Source organism: Bifidobacterium sp. LH_426 (assembly GCF_056356875.1).
Genome location: NZ_JBKEVB010000009.1, coordinates 1 through 24,681, shown reverse-complemented (window position 1 = coordinate 24,681; position 24,681 = coordinate 1). Strand labels below are relative to the sequence as shown.

The following is a 24,681-nucleotide window of genomic DNA, read 5'->3' as shown; positions in this document are numbered from 1 at the left end:
CATCGTCTAGTCGATGATTTCACCGGTCTCCGGATCGACCTTCGGATTGTCTTGTCCCAAATTGTCTTGTCCCAAGTCTGTGCCTTGAGGCAAACCATCGACGAGCTGATGCGAGTATCTTCCCTCGGACCAGTCGTCACGGTCGCCTATGACGTACAGGCGGGTTTTCGCTCGGGACACGGCGACGTTCAGCAGGTTCGGTTTGCCGTTGACCCATCGGCGTGAGCCCGATCCCGCGTTCCCGGCTTGGCTGCCAAGTACGAGAATGACGACGTCGGCCTCGCGCCCCTGACTGATGTGCACGGTTCCGGAACGATTCTGCGCCAGATTCGTGGCGGTCTGATCGTCGATATGCGGATGTCCGTCGTCTCCGTTGAAGTATTGCCGTACTTCCTCCTCATAGATCGGCTTGACCTTCCTGGCCACCGCCTTGAACGGGGAGATGACCAGAATGTCCTGCGGCATCATTCCGCGGACGAACAGCCTGTGCAGCAGTTTATGCAGTCGTTCGCCTTCGTCGGGTCGCCATTGGTCGGTCGGTCTGGAGGGGACGGCCGATGAAGAAGCCGCTGCGGCGCTGTCGTACCAGCAGGATTCCTCGAGGGAATCAGCCGACGGCTGCGGTCCATCCGTGCCTGGTGTCTTTCGGGAAGAGGAGGCGCCTTGGACCATGCGGTTTTCGTACGCCATGGCGTTGCAGATGGTGAACATGGGATCAAGACACCTCCGGTGGACGATGAGCGGCATGCCGATCCACTGGTCGGTGTCTCCCAGTCGCGTGTACTGGCCCAAAGGGGTCTGCCGGTCGGCGCACTCCTGCACGTTGGAGGATTCAGGGCCGATCGTCACATGGAAGGTGCGGGCCAACAATCGTCTGACTTGCGGCGGTACGGTGTCCACCGGTTCCAGCTGGACCGGATCGCCGACGGCCACGCAGTGACGCACGCGTTGCAACAGGCCGGCGGCATACTGCGGCTGTGCCTGACCGGCTTCGTCGATCAGAGCCAATCCCAGCCGTTGCTGGTCTGCGACTCCTATGCCGCCGGCAAGCGGACCGAACATGCGCGAGACTGATGCGAATGTCGTGGAGATGACCGGAGTCACCAGGAACAGCGTCCGCCAAAGGGATGCGGACATATCGGCGGGGAGGCTTTCGCCCGACAATGAGATGCCGGACTCGAGACCGCGAAGGTTCGTCCAGAATCTCGAATGATTCGCGAGGATCGCCGTCTGATGCAGTGCCAACGCCTCCAGGAACACCCGGGTGCGTGCCTCATTCCACTCCCGGTCAAGATAGGGGGTCTTGAGGGGATCCAGATGATTCCCGAGCTCATCGTCGAGCGTCTTCTCCAAATCGTGCCGCCGATTCTTTGACTCGTCCATCTTGAACTTCAATCGCTCGATACCCTGGGTGACGTTGCGCCACTCGTTTTGCCAGCTCTCCCATTCGCGCCTTGCCTCGTCGATATGCTGGGCGTTGTCTCGTAGCTTTCTGTCCCACGCGAGACGTTTCCACACGAGAAGCCAGGATGGTTTGGACGCAAGAAGCTCGTTTCCCGCGAGTACCTGATTGCGGATGAACCCGTTGATGGAGTCCATCCGTCGCTCGATGGTAGACTTCCGGTCTTCTTGGTCGCTAATCGACTTCTGCAGCGACTGGATTTCGGCGTCCACCCGCTCTATGCCTATATGTTGGCGTATTCCGGCGATCCACCGCTCGTAGTCCTTCTGGCGTTGGTGGCGTATGTTCTCTTCGCGTCTCAGTGCGTCGTCGAAGGACTGCTTGGCCTGGAACCAGACGCGGTTCCAGTCAATGCGGTTGTCATCGACCTGATTGAGCACGCTTTTGGCGACCAGCTCGTTCCGGATGTATCTCCCCGTGACGAATTCCTTATCGAATCCGTCGAAGAAGCGATTCATGTTCTTGGTGTTGCCCAATTTCGCGCAGAACAACGCCCATGATTCGACGGCGGAGTCGTTTGTCTCGTCATCGTTGTCCTTCGCCGTCATCGCCGTTGCGGTCTTACCGAACGCGAATCCTCCATACGAGGAGGAGAAGCGTGATGCAAAATGCTTGTTGATCTCATCCTGCCAGTATGAATCGATTCCTTTCACCGAAGGCAATTCGAGGCTGATGTTTTCCACTGCCTTGTTGTTGGCGGAAGCCACGATGATTTCGAATCCAGTGATTTCCTCGTTCGGTCTCCAATACTTGGATTTTGTATCGGCGGACACCATGCCGGCGAACAGATCATCAGCCTTGTCGAGTTTCGCGAGTTTCTTCGCGCGTTCCGTGACGACAGCTGCTATCACGTCGCGCAGCAATGTCGTCTTGCCGGTTCCGGGAGGACCGTTTACTCCCAGCAGCGGCTGGATGCTTCCCGCCAGAAAAGCCTTGAGTATTTCGTTCACGGCAAGCTGCTGGTGCAGCGAGAGCGTGTACTTCGGATTGGCGGGCCAGCATGCCTGCGGAATATCACGTGGCTGTACACGGTCGAAAATGACCTGGTCGCTGCGTGATCGCCCATTCTCCGACTTCGGATTCAGATCCATGCGGTCGGGATGGTTCTCGGACAGGTACCGTGCGAGCGGCTGTGACGACGACCACGGGTTGTTCTCCGTCTCACTGACCAACCGGTTCAGATCCTGCAGATAGAAGGAGTCCATGAAGTCCGCCGCGGTGTACAGGGGGGATATGCCGTTCTTGAGATTGATGCTGACGATCCGGCACTCCATAAGCGGCGGAGAGTCCGGCTGCCTGTCCTCGTTCGCATCGATGCCGTTGCCGGTGTCGAAACGCAGTCGGGCTCGGAGAAAACCTATGAGATTCGCGATGCCTCGGAACGTGATGAACTCGTTGGGGGTATGGAAACGGACACCCGCGTCGGATTTTTCCCATTCGGAGAGAAGAGCGGCGGCTTGGTCGGGACTTCCTGCCCTGGGCCATGATTCAGGAGGAATCGGCATACCTTGGTAATCGGCGGTGATGAGATCGCTTAATGCGCGGGCGTATTGCGACAGGTGGAGTGAGTCATCGAGCAGCATCCCGTCATCGCGGACGCTGACGGTGAGACATGCGGCCTGGCCGTCCGGCGTCTGCTCATGCAGCGCCACTTCCTCCGGCGAATGACCGTCGCATCGCTGCGGATTCCCCGCTGCGGTGGAGAGTATGCGGACAAGGGTCCTGAACGCGGTCCGCTGGTTGATGGCCACGGTGATCTGATAGCTGTGGTGGGGAAGCCACGTTATGGGGTTCCTGTTCCGGAGCAGTTCCCATCGATCCCTGTACTGTCTGCGGCGTGCCGCCACGTCGCGGGTGTGCAGCACATAGTCGCATTCGCCGGAGTCCGTGATGACATGTGCGGGGCGTACCCCCCGACGAAGGCCTGGGACGATGCACGCGATAGACGATCGCGTGTTGCCGGCCGCGATCGTCGCCATGATCGAGGATACGGTCCATATATCCGTCATCGATGATGGAGCCAGGTCCCGTGAGCGTATCCGTCATCAGATGCAACCGTCGTTGGGCCGATGGGCTTACCGCGTAACGGCGTTCGCTTGACGGCTCATCGGTGAGATGCGCGCTGCGCAGCACGGCATGCGAGTCGACCTTCATGATGAGATGAGGCTTCTCGCCGTACAGGTGTCGCGCTCGGCTCTTGCGTTCCTTGGCGTTGCACGGCACTGTGGCTTCGCTCTGGTCCGCGAACGCAACGATATGCACTTCGACCTCGAATGGCTGCCAAGGCTCATGATCGCCGTACTCGTTTCCCGGCTCCGGGATCGGACCGTACATAACGTAGGGAGCGGTGCGCCGAGAATTCTCCAGGAGTTTGAAGTTCTGAGGCGTCAGTAGTTCGATGGCCCTCCAGTATTTCAGTATGTCTGCCGGAGCATTGGAAGATGCGTGCACGTCGTTGTTCATGGACACCAGTATGGCATCGTCTCCGATGATCCGCCGTTGATGACCCGTTTCATCGGCGTCGGTTCCGTGCCATGGACTGGCGGGAACCGACGCGTATGGCACGGAACCGACCGACACGAATGCTCGGGCTCCGCCTCAGCGCTTGCCGTTGTAGATCTCGTGGTCGATCACGTCGGCGAACACGCGGTTCACGGCCGGACGCACGACCTTGAGCGACGGCGTCAGGCACTTGTTCTCCTGCGTGAGACGCTCGTCGAGCACGACGAACTTGCGCACCGATTCGGCGCGGGAGACCGTCGCGTTCGCCTTGTCCACGTACTCCTGGATCTCGTCGCGCACCGCCGCGTTCGTGGCGAGGCGGTCGACCGGCGTGTCCAGCGACAGCCCGTGCGCGGGCAGCCACACGGCCAGCGCCTCCGGGTCGAGCGTGACGAGCGCGCCGATGAACGGCCGTTGGTCGCCGACCACGACCGCGTGCTCGACGATCGGGCACTTGGCGATCTCCTCCTCCAGCGGGATGGGGGAGACGTTCTTGCCGCCGGCCGTGATGATGATGTCCTTGATGCGGCCGGTGATCGTGATGCGGCCCTCGTCGTCGATCGTCGCGAGGTCGCCGGTGCGCAGCCAGCCGTCCGCGGTGAACGCCTCGGCGGTCTTCTCCGGCAGGTTGTGGTAGCCGCGGAACACGTTCGGGCCCTTCACCTGCAGCTCCCCGTCCTCGGCGATACGCACCGAGGAGCCGGGCGCGGGCTGGCCGACCGTGCCGATCACGTTGTCGTGCACGCGCGTCGCCGCGAACGGGGCGGCCGTCTCGGTCATGCCGTAGCCCTGGATCATCGGCAGGCCGATGCCGTTGTAGAAGTGCGCGAGGTCGAGCGACAGGGGGGCGCCGCCGCACGCCACGTACTTGATCTTCGGCCCCAATGCGCCGCGCACGGTGCGATAGACGAGCGTCTCGTACTTCGCATGCTCGGCGATCTCCTTCAGCGTGTGCTTCTCTCCGGCCTGCTCCTCACGGCTCCACACGCGCGCCGCCTCGGCCGCGCGAAGGAACAGGCGTCCCTTCCAGCCGGCGCCCGCCTTGTGCGAGGCCGCGTTGTACACCTTCTCGAATACGCGCGGCACGCCCAGCAGGTACGTGGGTTCGAACGAGCGCAGGTCGGGCAGCAGGGACTTCGTGTCCGGCAGGTAGCCGACCACACCGTCGTCGGAGGCGATCGACGCGTACTGGATGAAGCGCGCGAAGCAGTGGGCGAGCGGCAGGAACAGCAGCAGGCGCGGATGGTCGTCGGTGATCATCTCGTGCAGCGCCTCGGAGGCGGCGATGGTGACGGACACGAAGTTGCGGTGCGTGAGCTCCACGCCCTTCGGCGTGCCGGTGGATCCGGACGTGTACACGATGGTCGCGAGGTCGTCGATGCGCACGGAGGCGATGCGCTCGTCCAGCTCCTCGTCCGACACGGTCACGCCGAGGCCTTCCAATGCGCCCAGCGCGTTGCCTTCGATCATGAGGATCTGCTTCAATGCCGGGCAGTGGTCCTTCACCGAGTCGAGACGGTCGAAGCGCGTGCGGTCGTCGGCGACGGCGAGCTTCACGTCCGCGTCGTTCATGATGCGTTCGGCCTGCGAGGCGGAGTCGGTGTCGTAGATCGGCACGCTGACCGCGCCGATCGCGGCGAGCGCGAAGTCGAGCACGCCCCATTCGAGGCGTGTGGAGGAGAAGATCGTCACCGCGTCGCCCTTGCCGATGCCGAGCGCGATGAGGCCGCGCGCGGCGGACAGGACCATGCGGTGGAATTCGCCGGTGGTCACGTTGGCCCAGCGGCCCGGTCCGAGCTTTTTCTCGGCGATGACCGTGTCCGCGCCGGTGCGGTCGAGACGGTCGGAGAGCAGCGAGTAGATGGTCTGGTCGTCGCGCAGTTCGACGGACGATCCGGGGGTGGTGTAGTGGTCAAGCATGGTGCGCGTTCCTTACGTTCCGTTCCGCGCGCCTTACGCGCGCGTGCGGCCGGCGGTTCTCCGGCCATCCTGCCCTCAAGTTACGCTGCCGTAGCCTCGCCCGTGTTGTGCGCCATGCCACAATCGCGCCGCCGCCTTTTGTCGATTGCCGCAAACCCTTCCATTCCCCGACGTTTTCCGTTACGGTGGCTTGAGGCCAAGGAAAGGGGAAACATGTTCGACAAACGATTGTTCCGGCTGGCACCCGGCATAGGCCGTCTGGTCGCCGGCAAGGTCGTCTGCATGTGGGTGGGCCTGCTCGCCAACATCGCGTTCGTGACGGCCGTCGTCGGCCTGTTCGCCCACCTGCTCCATGCCGCCACGCCGGGATTGATCGTCTGCAGCACCACGCCCTCCGGCACCGCCTGTCCCGTGGACGAGCTGTCGATCTCCGGCGCCACCGTCACGCCGCTGCCGGGCGACATCGTGTTCTGCGCCGGCGTCATCGCCGCGGCCGCCCTCGTGCGCTATCTGACGACCGCCGTCGCCGCGCGGCTCGGCACCGAGGCCTCCGAACGCGTCAAACTCGCGCTGCGCGAGAAGCTGTACCGCAAGATGCTCGCGTTCGGCCCCTCCTACGCGCAGCGCGTGAAGACCGCCGACGTCGTCCAGTCCGCCGGCGAGGGCATCGAGCAGATCCAATCGTTCTTCGACCTGTTCCTGCCGCAGCTGTTCTACGCGGTCCTCGCGCCGCTCACCCTGTTCGCCGTGGTCGCGCCGATGGACCTGCCCGCCGCCCTCACGTTCCTCGTGTGCGCGCCGCTCATCATCGTTGTGGTCGGCATGGTCGCGATGAGCGCCGCCCGCACGTTCAAGAGATACTGGGGCCGCTATACGGACATGGGCGCCGCGTTCCTCGACGACCTGCAGGGCCTCGAGACGTTGAAGGCGTTCGATGCCGACGCGCGCGCCGCCCGCGACCTCGACGGGAAGGCCGAGAACTTCCGCGTGATGACGATGCGCGTCCTCCAGATTCAGCTGCGTTCCCTCACCGCGATGGACGCGGTCGCCTACGGCGGCACCGCGGCCGGCATCTGCGTCGCCCTGTGGCGTTTCTCCACCGGCGCGCCGATGACGCTCGCCTCGCTGCTGCTCATCGTCCTGCTGTCCGCCGACTTCTTCATCCCGTTGCGCCAACTCGGTTCGTTCTTCCACGTCGCGATGAACGGCATGACCTCCACGAAACGCATCTTCGCGCTCCTCGACGCCCCCGAACCCGCGCGTGGCGACGCCGATCTGCCCGAAACGCACGACGCCGGCCTCGACGTCACGTTCGACCACGTCGCCTACACGTACGGCGACGGTTCCGGCGACGCGGCGGAAGCATCCGGCGCGGGCACGCCCGTCGCGCCGGCGCTCGCCGACGTCGCCTTCGACGCGCGCCCCGGCGAGCTCACCGCCATCGTCGGCGTCTCCGGTTCCGGCAAGTCGACGGCGGCCTCGCTGCTCGCCGGCACGCTCGCCGGATACTCCGGCTCGCTGCGTCTCGCCGGCGTGGAGGTCGCGACGCTCGGCGGTGAGGCGCTGTCGCGCGCCGTCACGGTGATCGGCGCGCGCAGCCACCTGTTCGCCGGCACGTTGCGCGAGAACCTCGCGATGGCGTTGCCGAAACGATATGACGATGATGACGCCGCCGACGTCGCGATGATGATGTGGGACGCGCTGAGACGCGCCCGCATCGACGATTTCGTGCGCGCACAGGCCGACGGACTCGACATGACGATCGAACAGGACGCCGCCAACCTGTCCGGCGGGCAGCGCCAGCGCATCGCCATCGCGCGCGCCCTGCTGCACGACGCGCAGGTCTACGTGTTCGACGAGGCGACCAGCAGCGTCGACGTGGAAAGCGAGACGCTCATTCTCGACGCGATCCGTGACCTCGCGCACAAGGACGGCAGGACGGTCATCATGATCACGCACCGCATGGCCAACGCCGAACACGCGGACCGCATCGTCGTCCTCGACCACGGCAACAGCGTCGAAACCGGCACGCACGCCGAACTCATGGCCCTCGAAGACGGCCGCTACGCGAAACTCTTCCGCACCCAGGCCGACATCGAACGCCTCGGCGGTGACTCGGCGGTCTCTCCCTCCGCCGCTTCGCGGCACCTCCCTCATCAGAGGGAGGCAAGTGGGGAGAACAGGCCCCCTTTGACGAGGGGGCTGTCCCGCAACGCGGGACTGGGGGAGAGAACCGCCACAGCCCAGCCTGCCGACACACCGGACCAACCCCTTTCTACCTTCCGGACCATCACCCGCCTGCTGGGGGAGGCGCGGCCGCTCGCACGGCTCATGGCCGCCGCGTCGCTCGCCGGCACCGTCGGCCACCTCGCCGCCACGATGCTGCCCGTGTTCGCGATGATCGGCGCGTTCGCGCTCGCCGGCCACCCCGTATGGTCGATGGGCGTCGCGCCGGCCGTCGCCGCGATGATCGTGTGCGCGCTGCTGCGCGGCCTCATGCGCTACGTCGAACAGTATCTCAACCACAACGTCGCCTTCCGCCTGCTCGCCCTGTTCCGCTCCAAGGCGTTCGCCGCGCTGCGCCGTCTCGCGCCCGCCAAGCTCGCCGGCCACGGCAAGGGCGGCCTCATCGCCCTCGTCACCACCGACGTCGAACTGCTGGAGATCTTCTTCGCGCACACCATCAGCCCCGTCGTCATCGCCGCGACCACGACCGTCGTCTACGCGATCCTGCTGCTCACGCTCGACCCGTGGATGGCGCTCGCGCTCATCGTCGCGCATCTCGTCATCGGCGTGCTCGTGCCCCGCTTCTTCGCGACCGGCGTCAGGAACCTCGGCCCCACGATCCGCAAACAGGCGTCGTCGCTCGACGACGTCATGCTCGACGACATGCGCGGCCTGGGCGAGATCATCCGCTTCGGCCGCGGCGAGGACCGCGTCGCCGTGATCACGCGGCTCACGAAACGCCTATGGGCGGAGCACGTGCGATTGAGCCGCGTCAACGGCCGGTTCGCCGGCATCGCGGGCGTGCTCGTGCTCGCGCTCACCACGGCCGCCGCGGCGCTCGCCATCGCGCTCGCCGCCGGGGCTCCCGCACACGGTCCGGCATTGGTCGTCGCGTTCACGCTGATCGCCAGCTCGTTCGGCCCGACGATGGCGTTGAGCGCCCTGCCCGCGAACCTCACGCAGACGTTCGCCTCCGCCCGCCGCCTGTTCGCCCTGATGGACGAGGCCCCAGCCGTCGCGGAGACCGGCACCGCCACCCCCGCCTACAAGGGCATGCGCCTCGACCACGTCACCTTCGCCTACCACGCCTCCGCTTCGTGTCCCCTGCCCGAGCCTGCGAACACCCCTTCTTCGCGTCCCCTGCCTGAGCCGAAGGGCACCCCTTCTTCGCGTCCCCTGCCTGAGCCGAAGGGCACCCCTTCTTCGCGCCCCCTTGAGGGGGAGCTGTCCGCAACGCGGACTGAGGGGGTGTCCGCCGCCCTCACCGCTTCCGCCACCGTCCTCGACGACTTCTCCCTTGACGTGCCGGCCACCGGCATCCTCGGCGTGCAGGGCCCGTCCGGCCGCGGCAAGTCCACGACCATCAAACTGCTCATGCGCTATTGGGACCCGCAGTCCGGCGGCGTGACCCTGTCCGGCACGCCGCTGCCCGACGTGGACGCGCATCACCGCCGCCGCGTGCAGGCGCTCATGGGACAGGAGACGCACCTGTTCGACGGCACAATCCGCGACAACCTGCTGCTCGCCCTGCCGGAATACGATGGTGGCGATGCCGGTGACGCCGTGGCGGACGACCGTCTACGCGACGCCCTGCGCAAGGCCTCCGCGCTGGAGCTCGTCGACTCGCTGCCCAAGGGAATCGACACCCCGGTGGGCGAGCTCGGCGACCGGCTGTCGGAGGGCGAACGCCAGCGCATCGGATTGGCTCGCGTGTTCCTGCGCGACGCCGACCTCGTGCTGTACGACGAGCCGACGAGCCGTCTCGACGCGTTGAACGAGGCGGTCATCCTCCGGTCCATCCGCGACACGTCCGAGGGGCGGGCCGCCGTGCTCGTCTCGCACCGCGAATCGGCGATGCGCATCGCCGACCACGTCGTGACGTTCTGACCGTATCGCCCGTACCGTCCGCACGGTTTCCGGGCATGCGAAAGCCCCCGCCGAATCGTCGACGGGGGCTTTCGCATATCCGAATCGGGGATTATCCCTTGATGAACGAATCCAACGTGTCGAGGGCGTCGTCGATGGCCTTCGCCTCACGCGCGTCCTCGGCGCGCTGGCGGGCCATCGCCTCCGCACGCTCATGCGCGGTCGCCAGCGAATCGGGGGCGCCGGAGACCGGGGGAAGCCGCTGAAGGTCGAAATGCCGGGTCGCGTCCATGTCCGTCATGTCGGAGCCGGGGAGGGAATCCAGATCGATGTCGGTGCGCCTCGTCCCGGACGTCTCGGCGTTCCGTCCCCTGCCTTCGCAGCCGAGCATGTCGATGGCGTTCACGGCGGCCTGCGCGTCCGCGTCGAGGTCGCGCGCCGGACTATCCGGCGCGATCGCGGCCGCGGTCTTCGCCGCGTCCGCATCGGAGCCGGCCGCCCGGCGTTCCGGCAGGTCGACGGTGATGTCCTTGGCGATGTCCGCGCCGTTCATCGGATTCGATTCGACGGTGATGCGCCGTACTTCGCCGTCGCCCACTTCGGTGGCCGTGGCGGTGCCGGCCATGAGGTCGGCGGCGATGCGGTGCGCGCGCGCCGTCGCGGCGACCGCATCGTGATGCGTGCCCGACGACGGCAGCGGCACGGTGGTGGACATCAGCGTGCCGTCGGCGCGGTTCTCGGCCGTGTCGAAATCATGCGTGACGCGCGCGGTGAGGTCGTCGGCCGTGGGATGGTGCGCCGCCGTCGCCCCCGAAACCGCACCGGATGCCGGCGACGGCACGGACACGAGCGTATGCGCGGCCTTGCGTGCCTCCTCGACGGCGCGTTCGGCGGACAGGCGTTCCGCCTTCGCGCGCTCCTTCGCCTGGATCTCGAAGATCTGCTTCTGGGCGGCGACGCGTGCGCGTTCCGCCGCCTCCAGGATGCCCATCGCCTGCAGACGCTCGTTCTCGGCGCCCACGATCGTCGCCTCGGCATGGCGGATGTTCGCGTCCGCCGAGCTGAGCGCGTACTTCGCGACGGCGAGCGGCGTCTTCGGCTGCCACAGGTGCTCGATCTCCTCGAGCGTGCGTCCCATCGTCTCCGGGACGAGCGCGACGATGCCGGCCACGCAGACGATGTCGAGCAGGCCGAAGATGAGGAACGTGATGCCGCCGCCGAGACTGTCCACCAGCATCGGGGTGAACTGCGCGATTGCCCAGTTCACGGTGAGCAGGCACATGACGCACAGACCGGTCGCGCGGCCACGCAGGAATGTGGGGAACAGCTCGGGGATGACCACCCACGGGATCGGGCCCATCGAGAAGGCGAACGACGCGGCGAACAGCATGATGAACACGAGCGTGAGCAGCGGCATGCCGACGAGGTAGGAGCCGGCGATGCACAGGGCGAACACGGCCATGAGACCGGCGCCCACGGTCATGAGGCGCTTGCGGCCGACCGTGTCGATCAGATACATGCCGATCACGGTGCACACGAGCTCGCAGCCGCCCACGCATGCGGCGGTCATGAATTCGGTGTCGCCGCCGAACCCGAGGCGCGAGAACATGACGGGGCCGTAGTAGGAGATCGCGTTGATGCCGACGGCCTGGTTGAACACGGCGAGGAAGATGCCGATGAACAACGCCTTCTTGAGACCCGGGCGGAACAGGTCGGTGAACTCGTTCGACATCTCCTGCTCCAATTGGATGGACGCCTGGATGTCGTCGGTGCGCACGCGGGCGTCCTCGGTGCCGAGGATGTGCTCGAGCACGTGGAAGCCCTCCTCGGGGCGCCCGTTCTGGATGAGGAACCGAGGGCTCTCCGGCGACCGCCACATGGCGATCAGGAACGCGAGGGCCGGAATCGCGCCCAGACCGAGCATCCAGCGCCAGCCGATTGCGAGGTCCCATGCGGGCGTGCCGTAGGAGGCGATGATGTAGTTGATGACGTTCGTCAGGAAGATGCCGCACACGGCGAGCATCTGATAGGAGAACGTGAGCGTGCCGCGGATGTTCGTCGGCGCGGATTCGGTGATGTACGTGACGGCCAGCGCGGCGGTCAGGCCGATGCCGAATCCTCCGACGATGCGTGCGGCGATGAGGTCATAGGGGCCGAACGTGAACGCGCTCCATACGGCGGAGACGCAGAAGAACCATCCGCCGGCGATGAGGACGCGGCGGCGGCCGAACCGGTCGGAGAGGAAGCCCGCCCATGCGGCGCCGACGATCGCGCCGAGCATGATCGAGGAGATGACGAGGCCCTCCATCACGGTGTCGAGCCGGTAGCGGGTGCGCAGGAACTCGATGGCACCGGAGATCGACACGGTGTCGTATCCGTACAGCAGGCCGGCCAGGCCCGCGCTCAACGCCAGTCCGAAAGTGTACCGTCCCGACCCGTGCAATCGTACCGCCGTTCCCAAGGGGTTCCGCTGTTTCGAGACAGCATGAAACAGACCCGCCATGCGCCTTCCTCTCAAATGCATCGATGGGGGATTACATACCGATACTATCCGGAGGGGCCGTTTTCGTCACCGGGTATTCCACAAGCGGATGCCGAATTCAGATGCGGCCCGTGGGGTGGAGAGTGGCGTCGGCTGCGACACGCCGGCGGCGTGGTGTGGTACACGGGTGTATCATATGAACTGTTGGTACACGGGTGTACCGCTGGAAGTCACTCGTGAGGAGCGCTGTGGAGGAAGGTCTTCGCGGCGGGAACAAGGAGAATGATATGCGTAACGTCAAGAAGGTCATCGCGGCCGCCGCGGCCGTGGCCACGCTCGTCGGCCTCGCCGCATGCGGCGGCGGTGACGATACCGCGTCCGTCGACACCGATACCGCGAACGCCAAGGGCGAAGTCGTGTTCTGGGGCTGGGGCAACGGCATCAAGGAGACCATCGCCGCCTTCGAGAAGGAGAACCCCGGCATCACGGTCAAGTATTCCAGCACCGGCACCGCGGCCGACACCGCCACGGCCCTGCAGAACGCCGTGGCCGCCGGCAAGGGTGCGCCGGACGTGGTGATGATGGAGGACGCCACCATCTCCCAGTTCGCCGTGGACGGCAGCATCGTGGACCTGAGCCCGTTCGGTGCCGAGAAACTCGAATCCGATTTCGCCGCTGGCCCGTGGGCCAAGATGCTGCAGGGCGAGGGCAAGCCGTACGCCCTGCCCATCGATTCCAGCCCCGAGGTGTTCTTCTACAACAAGGCCGTGTTCGACAAGGCCGGCGTCGACGGCGAATCCATCAAGACCTGGGACGACTACTACGAGGCCGCCAAGAAGATCCGCGCCCTCGGCGACGACTACTACATCGCCAACAACGCAGGCGATTCCAACGGCTACCAGCCGTTCACCGCGCAGGCGTGGCAGGCGGGCTCCAACCCGTGGAAGGTCGACGGCGAGAACATCACCATCAATATGAACGACAAGGGTATGCAGCGCTACGTCGCGTTCCAGCAGAAGCTCATCGACGAGGGCCTGATCAACACCAAGATCTCCAACTGGTCCGACGACTGGTACCGTTCGCTCGGCGACGGCACCACCGCATCCCTGACCATCGGCGCGTGGATGCCGACGAACCTCGAGTCCAGCGCCGCCGCAGGCAAGGGCAACTGGCGCGTCGCGCAGCTGCCGCAGTGGCAGGATGGCGACCAGGCGTCCTCCGAGGACGGCGGTTCCGCGCTCGCCGTCACCGAGCAGTCCAAGAACAAGGCCGCCGCCTACAAGTTCATCGAATATCTCACCCATGGCAACGGCGCCCAGGTGATGGCCGACCACGGCACCTTCCCGGCGAAGACGGCCATCCTCGACGACGAGGACTTCCAGTCCCAGAAGAACGAGTACTTCGGCGGCCAGGAGGTCAACAGGGTGCTTGTCGAGGCTGCCAAGCGCAAGGTGAGCAAGTTCCAGTACCTGCCGTACAACCCGTACGCGCAGTCCAAGTACGGTGACGACATCGCTCCGGCCTATCAGGGCAAGAAGACCCTTAAGGCGGCCATGCAGGCGTACGCCAAGACGCTGGCCGACTACGGCGAGCAGCAGGGCTATACCGTCACCGTCAAGTAAGTGGCATGGGGCCGGTCCGGCCCGTGGCGACTGCGTCCGGGGGCGTCTCCTCCTTCCGCTCCCGGTCCTCCTTCCCTGGTCGCCGCATACCACTTGCATGATGCCGAGGGCGGGGATGCGTCCGGTATCCCCGCCCTCGCCATGTCCGACGGCGACCGAAGGCCGCTGCGGATCGTTGCATCGTCGGTTTGGCGATTGTCGATTGTTGATTGTCGTAGATCGATCATTTCGATCATTATGGAAAGCGCAAGGTGAGTAAATGTCTGGGCAGACGATGGAGTCGTCGGTCGCCATGACCGCTCGTCACACGCAACAGGCGCGTGTGAACCGGCATAAGGCGGATTGGCGTGGTTGGAAGTTCATGGGTCCGTTTGCGGTGGTGTTCGTGTTCGTGTTCATCATCCCGATCGTGTATGCGGTGTATATCAGTTTCTTTAAGAAGCAGATGATCGGTGGGACGCAGTTCGTGGGGTTGCAGAACTACGCGCGTCTGTTGGGTGATCAGCAGTTCTGGAGTTCTGTGGGTCGTGTGGCGTTGTTCACGGTGGTGCAGGTGCCGATCATGTTGTTCCTGGCGGCGGCGATGGCGTTGGCGATCGATTCGATGAAGTTGCATGGAACGAAGTTCTTCCGTATCTCGACGTTCCTGCCGTATGCGGTGCCGGCGGTGGTGTCCACGTTGATCTGGGGTTTCGTGTATGGCGCGAAGTACGGTCTGGTGGGTTCGCTGAACGACGTGTTGGGCGTGAATATCGACATGTTCGCGCCGAACGTGTTGTTGGCGTCGATCGGGAACATCAACACGTGGGAGTTCACGGGCTACAACATGCTGATCTTCTACAGCTCGCTGTCCACGATCCCGCATTCCCTGTATGAGGCGGCTTCCATTGATGGCGCGTCGGAGTGGCAGATCGTGAAGTCGATCAAGCTGCCGGAGCTCAGGGGTTCGTTGGCGATCACGGTGATCTTCTCGATCATCGGTTCGTTCCAGTTGTTCAACGAGCCTTCGATCTTGCAGAACATGGTGCCGGGCAACGCGATCACGACGTACTACACGCCGAACATGTACGCGTACAACCTGTCGTTCTCGGGCAACCAGTCGAATTACGCGGCCGCGTTGGCGATCGTGATGGCGGTGATCACGATGGCGATCGCGTATGCGGTGCAGTTGAACAGCATGAAGGAGCAGATGAAGTGAGTGCGACGACGGGTATCGAGACGTTGACTCCGGCCGAGCTCAAGGCGCAGGAGAAGGCCGCGAGGGCGGCGGAGAAGGCCAGGCAGAAGCGGGTCGCCAAAGACGAGGCGGCCGAGCGGCGCCGTGCGGAGAAGTCCGGGTTCGCGAACGTGAACAATCCGCGCCGCAGCACGTTGATGACGGTGTTGTGCGCGATCTTCGCGGTGTACTGCCTGTTCCCGTTCGTGTATCTGATGATCAACGCGACGAAGACGCAGGCCGACTTCACGTCGACGTTCGGCCTCGGGTTCGGCAAGAGCTTCGCCCTGTGGGACAACATCGTGACGGTGTTCACGTACCAGGATGGTATCTTCGGCCGTTGGCTGGTGAACACCCTGCTGTATGTGGTGGTGGGCGCGGGCGGCGCGACCTTGTTGGCGATCATGGGCGGCTACGCGTTGGCGAAGTTCCGGTTCCCTGGTCGCAAGGCCGTGTTCGCGGTGATCATCGGCAGTATTTCGGTGCCGGGCATCGCCTTGGCGGTCCCGCAGTTCCTCCTGTTCGCGAAGCTGGGATTGACGAACACGCCGTGGGCGATGATCATCCCTTCGCTGATCTCCCCGTTCGGCTTGTATCTGATGTGGATCTTCTCGGAGCAGGCCGTGCCGACCGAGCTTCTTGAGGCGGCGCGCGTGGACGGTGCGTCGGAGTTCCGCACGTTCTGGCAGATCAGCCTGCCCTTGTTGGCGCCGGGTATCGTGACTACCGCCTTGTTCACGATCGTGGCGACGTGGAACAACTATTTCCTGCCGTTGATCATGTTGAAGGACGCGGACTGGTATCCGTTGACGATCGGCTTGAACCAGTGGAAGGACCAGGCTTCCACGGCGGGCGGTCAGGCGATCCAGAACCTGGTGATCACGGGTTCGCTGATCACGATCATCCCGTTGGTGGTCGCGTTCCTGTGCCTGCAGAAGTACTGGCAGTCCGGCCTGGCCGCCGGCGCCGTCAAGGAGTGACGGAACCGGCCTCGCGGCCGGTGCCCCGTTTTCGGCTCCCTCTGACGAGGGAGCTGTCCGCCGCAGGCGGACTGAGGGAGAGCAGGAGAGCGGCCTCCGGGCCGCGGGGAAAACAGCATCGGCCGAAGGCCGATCCCGCTTCCTGCGGCCTTCCGGCCGCGGTCTCTCCCTCCGTCATCGCTTCGCGATGACACCTCCCTCGTCAGAGGGAGGCGAGAGCACCGCATCGGCTTTCGGCCGATTCCGTTCCCCTGCCGGGTGGCGGTACCCCCTCAGTCCGCCTGCGGCGGACAGCTCCCCCTGGAAGGGGGAGCGGGGAAATGGATGTGTTTGCTCCCCCTTTCAGGGGGAGCTGTCGGCGAAGCCGACTGAGGGGGTTCAGAATACCGCATCGCCCGCAGGGCGATTTCGAGATTCCGAACGATTCCGAAGCTTGATACTAAGGATTGTGTTATGACTACTCGTAGAGCGTTCAGGTGGCCGGCGTTGCTTACGCCGTCGACCCGTGGCATCGCGTTCGGTGGCGACTACAACCCCGACCAGTGGCCGGACGAGACCGTCGCCGACGACATCCGGCTCATGCGTGAGGCGCACGTCAACACGGTGGCCCTCGCCATCTTCAGCTGGGATCGGATCGAACCGCGTGAGGGCGAGTTCACCTTCGACTGGCTCGATTCCGTCATCGACCGGCTCGGCAAGGCCGGCATCGCCGTCGACCTCGCCTCCGCGACGGCGACCGCGCCGTTGTGGCTGTACGAGCGGTATCCGGAGGTCCTGCCCGTCGACCGGTACGGCCATGTCGTCAACGCCGGGTCGCGCCAATCCTGGCAGCCCACCAGCCCCGTGTTCCAGGAGTACGCGCTGCGTCTGTGCCGCATGCTCGCCGAACATTACCAGGACAACCCGTACGTCACCGCATGGCATATGGGCAACGAGTACGGCTGGAACAACCGCTACGACTATTCCGACAACGCGCTCCACGCGTTCCGATCATGGTGCGAGGCGAAGTACGGCACCGTCGAAGCATTGAACGAGGCGTGGGGCACCGCCTTCTGGTCGCAGCACGTCAACTCGTTCGACGAGGTGTTGCTGCCGCGCCACATGGGCGGCGACGCCATGGTCAATCCGCCGCAGCAGCTCGACTACGAGCGTTTCGGCAACGACATGCTCCTCGACTTCTACAAGGCGGAACGCGACGCGATCGAGGCGATCTGCCCCGGCAAGCCGTTCACCACGAACTTCATGGTCTCCACCGATCAGTGCTGCATGGATTACGCGCAGTGGGCGAACGAGGTCGACTTCGTCTCCAACGACCACTACTTCCATGAAGGCGAATCCCATCTCGACGAACTCGCCTGCTCGGACGCGCTCATGGACTCCCTCGCCCTCGGCAAACCCTGGTATGTGATGGAGCACGGCACGTCCGCCGTCCAGTGGAAGCCGCTCAACACGCGCAAGCGCCACGGCGAGCTCGTGCGCGACTCGCTTGCCCACGTGGCGATGGGCGCCGACGCCATCAACTTCTTCCAATGGCGGCAGTCCTCCTCCGGTGCCGAGGCGTTCCACTCGGCGATGGTGCCGCACGCCGGCGAGGATTCCAAGGTCTTCCGCGGCGTCGTCGAACTCGGCGCGACGCTCGCCACGCTCTCCGAGGCCGGACTGCAGGGCACGGAGCTGAAGCGTTCCGACACGGCGATCCTGTTCAGCGCCGAAAGCGAATGGGCGACGCGCAGCGAGACCCTGCCGAGCATGAAGCTCGATCATTGGCATGACGTGCGCGACTGGTACCGCGCCTTCCTCGATGCGGGAAGCCGCGCCGACATCATCCCGCTCGCCTACGACTGGAGCGGTTACCGGACCATCATCCTGCCGAGCGTGCTCGTCCTGTCCGACGCGGACACGCGACGCATCGCCGATTTCGCCGAAGCGGGCGGCACCGTCGTCGTCGACTACGCGACCGGCATCATCGACGAACACTTCCACGCCGGTCTCGGCGGCTATCCTGGCGCCGGCAACGGGCTCCTGCGCGACGTGCTCGGTGTGCGCGGCGAGGAGTTCAACATCCTCGGCGAGGAGGCGGAAGGCGAACCCGACGCGATCATCCTGTCGAACGGGCTCACGACGCGACTGTGGCAGACCGACGTGACCTCGGTCGCCTCCGACACGACCGTCATCGCCACGTACGCGGGCGAGGTGGCCGCCGACTGGGAGCTCGACGGCACGCCTGCCGTCACCAGCCATCCCTATGGTGAGGGCCGGGGCGTCTACGTCGGCTGCGATCTCGATCGCCACGACATTGCCGCCCTCATCCCCGCACTGGGGGTATCGGAACCCGAATCGTGCGGCGGTCCGGTTCCGGCTCCCTCTGACGAGGGAGCTGTCGGCCGCAGGCCGACTGAGGGAGAGACGTCCGCTCGCATCACGGATTCCCGCATCATCCACACCGTCCGCGAGTCCACGGACGGCGCCATCCGCTTCGACTTCTACCTCAACCGCACGCGCGGCGACGTCACGCTGGAAGACGTTCCTGGCGAGCCGGTCGTCGCGCATCGCACGGAAGCCGGAACGGCGGACCGTGCGAACGGCGCGGACGGCGCGAGCGATACGGACGCCGCGAACGGAACCGGCGCATACACATTGCGGCGCAACGCCATCCTCGTCACGAGGACCGTGCGTCCGGAATAGCCGGACGCAAGCGGGTACAATGGCGACGTCGAACCAACGGAAGCGAGGTGCGGAGATGAGCGGGACGAAACCGGCGAAAAGGCGCGTCACCCTGCGCGACGTGGCGCAGGAGGCCGGCGTCTCGCTCAAGACCGCCTCGAACGTGATCAACGGCAACGGGCGCATGAGCGAGGCCACGCGCGAACGCGTCGAAACGGTCATCAAGGATCTCGGCTACCGCGTCAACGTGGCCGCACGCAACCTGAACCGCGACCACACCGGATTCATCACGCTCGCCGTACCGTCGCTCACTCCGCCGTACCTCGCCGAACTCGCCAACCGCGTGATCGACGCGGCGCGGCGGCACGACTACTCCGTATACGTCACCACGTATGCGGAGGGGTCGGCGAAAGGCGCGCGCGACCTGTTGGAGAAGTTCAATTCCACCGTGTCCGACGGCATGATCCTGTCGATGAGCGAGGTGGAGAGCATCACGCCCGACGATCTCAAGGTCGATTTCCCGCTCGTCGTGGTCGGCGCGCGCACCACGTGGGGCATCGCCGACCACGTGACCCCCGACGACGTCAACGCGGCCGCCCGGGCCGCCGGATATCTGTACGACCATGGTTCCACGCGTCTCGCCGTCGTCGGCGCGCGCGGCGTCTACGACGAGACGGCGCTGCTGAAAGCGACCGAGGGCAACGCGCAGCTGCGTCTGCGCGGCATCATCGAGGAGAGCCGTCGCCGCGGCGTCGCATTGGACGCGCGGCTCGTCGGCAACACGGATTTGGATTGGACGATCGGCGCGGGGGCGCGCGTCACGCAGCGCCTCATCGACTCGGGAATCCCGTTCGACGGGGTCGTCGCATTGAACGACCAGCTGGCGATCGGCGCGATGACCGCGCTGCGCACCAGCGGCATCGACGTGCCCGCTCAGGTGCAGGTGATCGGCTTCGACAATATCGAGGAGGCGCCGTACCTGCAGATTCCGCTCACCACCATGTCGTCGCGTCTCGAATGGACGGCGCCCGTCGCGGTCGAGAGGATTCTCGGGCGCATCCGCGGCGACATCACGAAACCGGAGCTGCTCACCTGCGAGTCGGAGGTCATCGCGCGCGAATCCACGCGGTGAGCGGTGAGCGGTGAACAGCGGGTGCGTGGTGGCGTCCGACGCGTCGACTCCGTTGCATCGTTCGTCTCCGACGCGTCGCGTCCCTGTTGAGGTACACCGGTTGACCAAAGCCGGAACCGGTGCTACGCTGTAACCGTTGTGATACACAGCTGTATCTATTGGCACACAAGGAATCGTTGTGTACCAGATTGTGTACCAGAGCAGAGCCGCTGCAATCATCCCGTTCGGGAATCGTAAGGAGAAGCATGAAGCAATCAGCATTATGGGGCCGCGTCGTCGCGGCCGCCGTCGCGGCGACGACCCTGTGCGCGTCAGGCATGGTCGCGGCGTCCACCGCGGCCGCCGCCGAGACGCCGGTCAAGGCGGACATCAACGTCAAGGCCATCGACGGACTGTCCAAGGACTTCATCGGGGGAGCGGACGTCTCCTCCATGCTGTCGCTGGAGGAGAGCGGCGTCACGTTCAGGAACGAGCAGGGTCAGGTCGAGGACCTCTTCACGCTGCTCAAGGAGAGCGGTGTCAACTACGTGCGCCTGCGCGTGTGGAACGACCCGTTCACCGCCGACGGACAAGGCTACGGCGGCGGCAACGTGAACGCCGACCGCGCGCTCGTCATGGCCGAACGCGCCACCAAGGCCGGTCTCAAGGTGCTCGTCGACTTCCACTACTCCGACTTCTGGGCCGACCCCAGCAAGCAGCAGGCGCCCAAGGCGTGGAAGTCGTTCGAAGGCGACGCCGACAAGACCGCCCAGGCCGTCCACGACTACACCAAGGAGACGCTCACCAGGTTCAAGGAGGCCGGCGTGGACGTCGGCATGGTGCAGGTCGGCAACGAGACCACCGCGAAGATCGCCGGCGTCTCCGGCTGGGACGGCATGTGCAAGGTGTTCTCCGCCGGAGCCAAGGCCGTGCGCGAGACGATCCCGCAGGCCAAGGTCGCCATCCACTTCACCAATCCGGAACGCAACACGTACGCCGGCTACGCGAAGCAGCTCGCCGACCACAAGGTCGACTACGACGTGTTCGCCAGCTCCTACTACCCGTTCTGGCACGGCACCGCCGACAACCTCGCCAAGCAGCTGAAGAACGTCGCCGCCACCTACCACAAGGACGTGATGGTCGCCGAAACCTCATGGGCCTACACGCTCGACGACGGCGACGACGACTCCAACACCATCACGGCGAAGAACGTGAACGCCGCCGACGTGAAATTCGACATCAGCCCGCAAGGCCAGGCCGACGAACTACGCTACGTGGCCGAAGCGGTGAACTCGGTCGGCGACAACGACGGCGACGGCGAGAACGACGGCCTCGGCATGTTCTACTGGGAGCCCGCATGGCTGCCCGTCGGCCAAGGCGGCCGCGGCAACGCCGACCTCGTCAACCTGTGGAACGAATACGGCGGCGGCTGGGCCACCAAGGCCGCCGGCGAATACGATCCGAACGACGCCGGCAAGAAGTGGGGAGGCTCCGGCGTGGACAACCAGGCGCTGTTCGCCTTCGACGGCACCGCCCTGCCCTCGCTGAAGACCTTCTCCTACCTGCACACCGGCGCAGTCACCGACCACGTGTTCGCCGGCATCGATGACGTCGCCATTACCGCGTCCGACAAGGACTCCATCGACGCGATCAAGGCGAAACTGCCCGCCGACGTGACCGCCCGCTACAAGGACGGCGTCGACGAGACCGAAACCGTCACCTGGCGTTCCGCGGCGCTCGACTGGATCCGCGGCGCCGGCATCTACACGATCGACGGCGTGACCGCGTCCGGACACACCGTCAAGGCGGTCATCACCGTCGAAGCCACCCCCGCGACCAACCACGTCGTCAACGGAAGCTTCGAAGACGGCGCGAAGAGCGGCTGGACCGTCACCGGCAGCGGCGCGAGCATCAAATCCGACAAGGGCAACGCCTCCGACGGATCGTGGGTGCTCGGCTTCTGGGCGGACAAGGCGTACACGTTCCAGGCGTCCCAGACCGTCACCGGCCTCGAACCCGGCGCATACACGCTCACCGCGAAAAGCCAGGACGCGCTCGTCGGCGGCACCGCCGGCACGAACAAGGTGACCCTCAACGCGACGACCGGCGGCACCGGCGATACCGGCGACGCGGGCAAGACGCAATCCGCCGAACTCAAGCTCGACGGCTGGAAGCAATGGCACACCGCCAGCGTGCCCGTCACCGTCGGCGAGGACGGCACCGTGACCATCACCATCACCGGCGACCTCGGCGCCGCCGACTGGGGCAGCGTCGACGAGGTCACGCTCACCCGCACGGCCGAAACGCCTGCCAAGCCCGACACGACCGCGCTCGAAGCCGCCGTGAAGAAGGGTGAGAACGTGGACCGCGCCGGCTACACCGACGACTCGCTCGACAAGCTCGACGACGCGCTCGCCGCCGCCCGCGTGCTGCTCGCCGGCAGCGCCGCCACCACCGACGACGTCACGCAGGCGACCAAGCTCGTCGACGACGCCATCGCGGGACTGACGGCCAAGCGGTTCGTCAGCATCTCCGTCACGCCGAAGAAGACCGTCTACCAGGTGGGCGGGAAGATCGCCGCCGACGACCTGACCGTCACCGGCAACTACGAGGCCGGCTCCGGCAGCGTCGAACTCGCCGCCGACCAGTACACGCTCACCTACGGCTTCTCCGCCGTCTCCGACGCGTCGAAGGTCACCGTCGCGCTCGCCTCCGATCCGAGCGTCACCGAAACGTACACGGTGAAGGTCACCGCGAAGACCGGCGCCGGCGCCGGCGATTCCGGTGCGACCGGCGATTCCGGCGAAACCGGTGACGGCACCGTCGCCGGCGACGGTACCGGCTCCGGCGCCGGCACGACGCGTCCGGGCGCCGAGCCGGGCGCGACCGGCCGGAACGCCGAAGCCGGCGGCCTCACCGCCACCGGCGCCGCCGTCGCTTCCATCGCCGGATTCGCGGCCGTCGCGCTCGCCGCGGGCGGCGTCGCGCTGGTGGTCCGTCGCCGGCGTCGCGGCTGACATGGACGGATCGGATGTGGTTGCGTCAGCCGCTGGGACATGACGGCGTTCGTCCGGTGAGGATTTCGGACGAACGCCGTGCGTCGCGCCGACGTCGGTGGCGACGGCGGAATTCGGCGACCTCTTCCGGGCGGCCGCCGCGCGTCGTCGCCCATGCCGGGGCCGTATCGTCCCGTCGACGTTGCGCCGGAGCGGGGCGTCGGGCGGGACCCGCGCCTCCGCTGTCCCGCTCCACCCATTCTCACGTGGCCATGTTGCGCCGGGAATCACGGGAACCGCGCGATAGAATCGTGGGGAAAGTACCGTTCATCTCGGATGGCCGGTGCCGGGCCGGCGACGTGACGGATCGCGCCGCCGCCCGGTCTCCGCCGATGCCGGTGAGGAGGCATGGCAATGGTTGACGGCTTGCATGCGGATAGTGCGCGAGATGTGCGCGATGAGGTGACGCTGCCGGACGGGAGCGTGATGCCACGGCTCGGCATGGGAACCTGGTATCTGGGCGAGGGACGACGGCCGTTCGACGACGAGGCGGCGGCGTTGCGCGCTGGACTGGACGCGGGAGTGCGCCTGATCGACACGGCGGAGATGTACGCGGATGGTGGTGCCGAACGGCTCGTCGGCGCGGCGATCGACGGGTACGATCGCGGATCGCTGTACATCGTGTCGAAGGTGTATCCGCACAACGCCGGACGCCGTCACCTGCGCCGCAGTCTGGAGGCGTCGCTGCGTCGTCTCGGCACCGATTACCTCGACATGTACCTGCTGCACTGGCGCGGCAGCGTGCCGTTGCGTGAGACCGTCGACTGCATGGAACAGGCGGTCGAGGACGGTCTGATCCGCCGATGGGGCGTCTCGAACCTCGACCTGAACGACATGCGCGAACTGATGGATGTGTCCCGCGGATCGCATTGCTGCGTCGACCAGGTGCTCTACCACCTGGGATCGCGTGGCATCGAAGTCGATCTGCTGCCATGGCTGCGCGAGAGGCATATCCCCGTGATGGCGTACTGTCCGCTCGCGCAGGCCGGGCGTCTGCGTGACGGGTTGCTCGGCAGTGCGGCGGTGCGCGAGGTCGCGGCCGCGCACGGGTTCACGCCGATGCAGGTGCTGCTCGCGTTCGTGCTCCACCAGCCGGACATGATCGCCATCCCGCGTTCCGGCGTGCCCGAACACGTGCTCGCCAACGCCGCCGTACTCGATTCCCCGCTCACAGACGCGGAATACGCGGAATTATCCCAAGCGTTCCCCGCCCCCGACCACCCCGTCCCGCTCGACATGGAATGACCCGTCTCCCCGGATTTCTCTGTTGAGGGGTGGCTGTCCGAGTCGAGCACGTCGAGGTCGCCGGCGTTGAATCTGGCCCCCTTTGTGGAGGGGGCTCCCGGCTGTGCCGGGTGGGGGAGAGTGTGCTCCCCTTGTGAGGGGGAGCTGCCCGCCGGGGGCGGGCTGAGGGGGTTGGTTGTGTTTGGGTGAATGCCCGGTTGGTTGTGGGTGAATTGTGTTGGTTGGGGTGTGTGTGGTGGTGTGTGGCCGGGTAGGCTGGTGGGTGTAGGGGGTTTGGGCCCTTGTTTTCGACACGCCGTGGGAGCGCCGTCGTTGCAACGTTTCGGGCG

At 65.6% G+C, this 24,681-nt stretch carries 11 protein-coding genes; 8 read left to right on the top strand and 3 right to left on the bottom strand.

Annotated elements, in window-relative coordinates:
- Window positions 1–6: 6 nt before the first annotated feature.
- Window positions 7–3,441 carry a DEAD/DEAH box helicase gene (locus tag AC1AYD_RS08720; RefSeq protein ID WP_476503068.1) on the bottom strand — a complete coding sequence of 1,145 codons (3,435 nt, stop codon included), beginning with the start codon at window positions 3,439–3,441 and terminating at the stop codon, window positions 7–9.
- 619 nt (window positions 3,442–4,060) lie between these two features.
- Window positions 4,061–5,884, bottom strand: coding sequence for an AMP-dependent synthetase/ligase (locus AC1AYD_RS08715; RefSeq protein WP_476503069.1), 1,824 nt, complete (start codon window positions 5,882–5,884; stop codon window positions 4,061–4,063).
- A gap of 213 nt (window positions 5,885–6,097) precedes the next feature.
- Between AC1AYD_RS08715 and AC1AYD_RS08710 the strand changes: the two genes are divergently transcribed.
- On the top strand, window positions 6,098–9,997 hold the full coding sequence (locus tag AC1AYD_RS08710; RefSeq protein ID WP_476545008.1) for an ATP-binding cassette domain-containing protein: 3,900 nt from the start codon (window positions 6,098–6,100) through the stop codon (window positions 9,995–9,997).
- 91 nt (window positions 9,998–10,088) lie between these two features.
- Here AC1AYD_RS08710 and AC1AYD_RS08705 read toward each other — a convergent pair whose 3' ends face one another.
- Entirely contained in the window at window positions 10,089–12,383 is a 2,295-nt protein-coding gene (locus AC1AYD_RS08705; protein WP_476503071.1) for a sugar porter family MFS transporter, read from the bottom strand.
- Between the two features lie 362 nt (window positions 12,384–12,745).
- Here AC1AYD_RS08705 and AC1AYD_RS08700 point away from each other — a divergent pair, with 362 nt between their 5' ends.
- From AC1AYD_RS08700 to AC1AYD_RS08670, 7 genes are all read left to right on the top strand, one after another.
- Window positions 12,746–14,080, top strand: a complete 1,335-nt coding sequence (locus tag AC1AYD_RS08700; protein WP_476503072.1) for an ABC transporter substrate-binding protein — start codon at window positions 12,746–12,748, stop codon at window positions 14,078–14,080.
- Window positions 14,081–14,339: 259 nt separating this feature from the next.
- Window positions 14,340–15,278: a carbohydrate ABC transporter permease gene (locus AC1AYD_RS08695; protein ID WP_476533027.1), complete on the top strand. Its 939-nt coding sequence runs from the start codon at window positions 14,340–14,342 to the stop codon at window positions 15,276–15,278.
- On the top strand, window positions 15,275–16,276 hold the full coding sequence (locus AC1AYD_RS08690) for a carbohydrate ABC transporter permease (RefSeq protein ID WP_476545006.1): 1,002 nt from the start codon (window positions 15,275–15,277) through the stop codon (window positions 16,274–16,276). Before AC1AYD_RS08695 ends, AC1AYD_RS08690 begins: the two co-directional genes overlap by 4 nt.
- A 453-nt stretch (window positions 16,277–16,729) precedes the next feature.
- Window positions 16,730–18,961: a beta-galactosidase gene (locus AC1AYD_RS08685; protein WP_476545005.1), complete on the top strand. Its 2,232-nt coding sequence runs from the start codon at window positions 16,730–16,732 to the stop codon at window positions 18,959–18,961.
- 55 nt (window positions 18,962–19,016) lie between these two features.
- Window positions 19,017–20,072, top strand: coding sequence for a LacI family DNA-binding transcriptional regulator (locus tag AC1AYD_RS08680; RefSeq protein ID WP_476503399.1), 1,056 nt, complete (start codon window positions 19,017–19,019; stop codon window positions 20,070–20,072).
- A 245-nt stretch (window positions 20,073–20,317) separates the two neighbouring features.
- Window positions 20,318–23,068: a glycosyl hydrolase 53 family protein gene (locus AC1AYD_RS08675; protein ID WP_476503400.1), complete on the top strand. Its 2,751-nt coding sequence runs from the start codon at window positions 20,318–20,320 to the stop codon at window positions 23,066–23,068.
- 387 nt (window positions 23,069–23,455) lie between these two features.
- Window positions 23,456–24,352 (top strand): aldo/keto reductase, encoded by an 897-nt coding sequence (locus AC1AYD_RS08670; RefSeq protein WP_476503401.1) that lies wholly within the window; start codon window positions 23,456–23,458, stop codon window positions 24,350–24,352.
- Window positions 24,353–24,681 lie beyond the last annotated feature (329 nt).

What these genes read in the sequence shown, in the direction of transcription:
- AC1AYD_RS08675 (WP_476503400.1), top strand. Translation starts at nt 20,318, where the DNA reads ATGAAGCAATCAGCATTATGGGGCCGCGTCGTCGCGGCCGCCGTCGCG.
- AC1AYD_RS08680 (WP_476503399.1), top strand. Translation starts at nt 19,017, where the DNA reads ATGAGCGGGACGAAACCGGCGAAAAGGCGCGTCACCCTGCGCGACGTG.
- AC1AYD_RS08715 (WP_476503069.1), bottom strand. Translation starts at nt 5,884, where the DNA reads ATGCTTGACCACTACACCACCCCCGGATCGTCCGTCGAACTGCGCGAC.
- AC1AYD_RS08695 (WP_476533027.1), top strand. Translation starts at nt 14,340, where the DNA reads ATGTCTGGGCAGACGATGGAGTCGTCGGTCGCCATGACCGCTCGTCAC.
- AC1AYD_RS08685 (WP_476545005.1), top strand. Translation starts at nt 16,730, where the DNA reads ATGACTACTCGTAGAGCGTTCAGGTGGCCGGCGTTGCTTACGCCGTCG.
- AC1AYD_RS08720 (WP_476503068.1), bottom strand. Translation starts at nt 3,441, where the DNA reads ATGGCGACGATCGCGGCCGGCAACACGCGATCGTCTATCGCGTGCATC.
- AC1AYD_RS08710 (WP_476545008.1), top strand. Translation starts at nt 6,098, where the DNA reads ATGTTCGACAAACGATTGTTCCGGCTGGCACCCGGCATAGGCCGTCTG.
- AC1AYD_RS08670 (WP_476503401.1), top strand. Translation starts at nt 23,456, where the DNA reads ATGGCAATGGTTGACGGCTTGCATGCGGATAGTGCGCGAGATGTGCGC.
- AC1AYD_RS08700 (WP_476503072.1), top strand. Translation starts at nt 12,746, where the DNA reads ATGCGTAACGTCAAGAAGGTCATCGCGGCCGCCGCGGCCGTGGCCACG.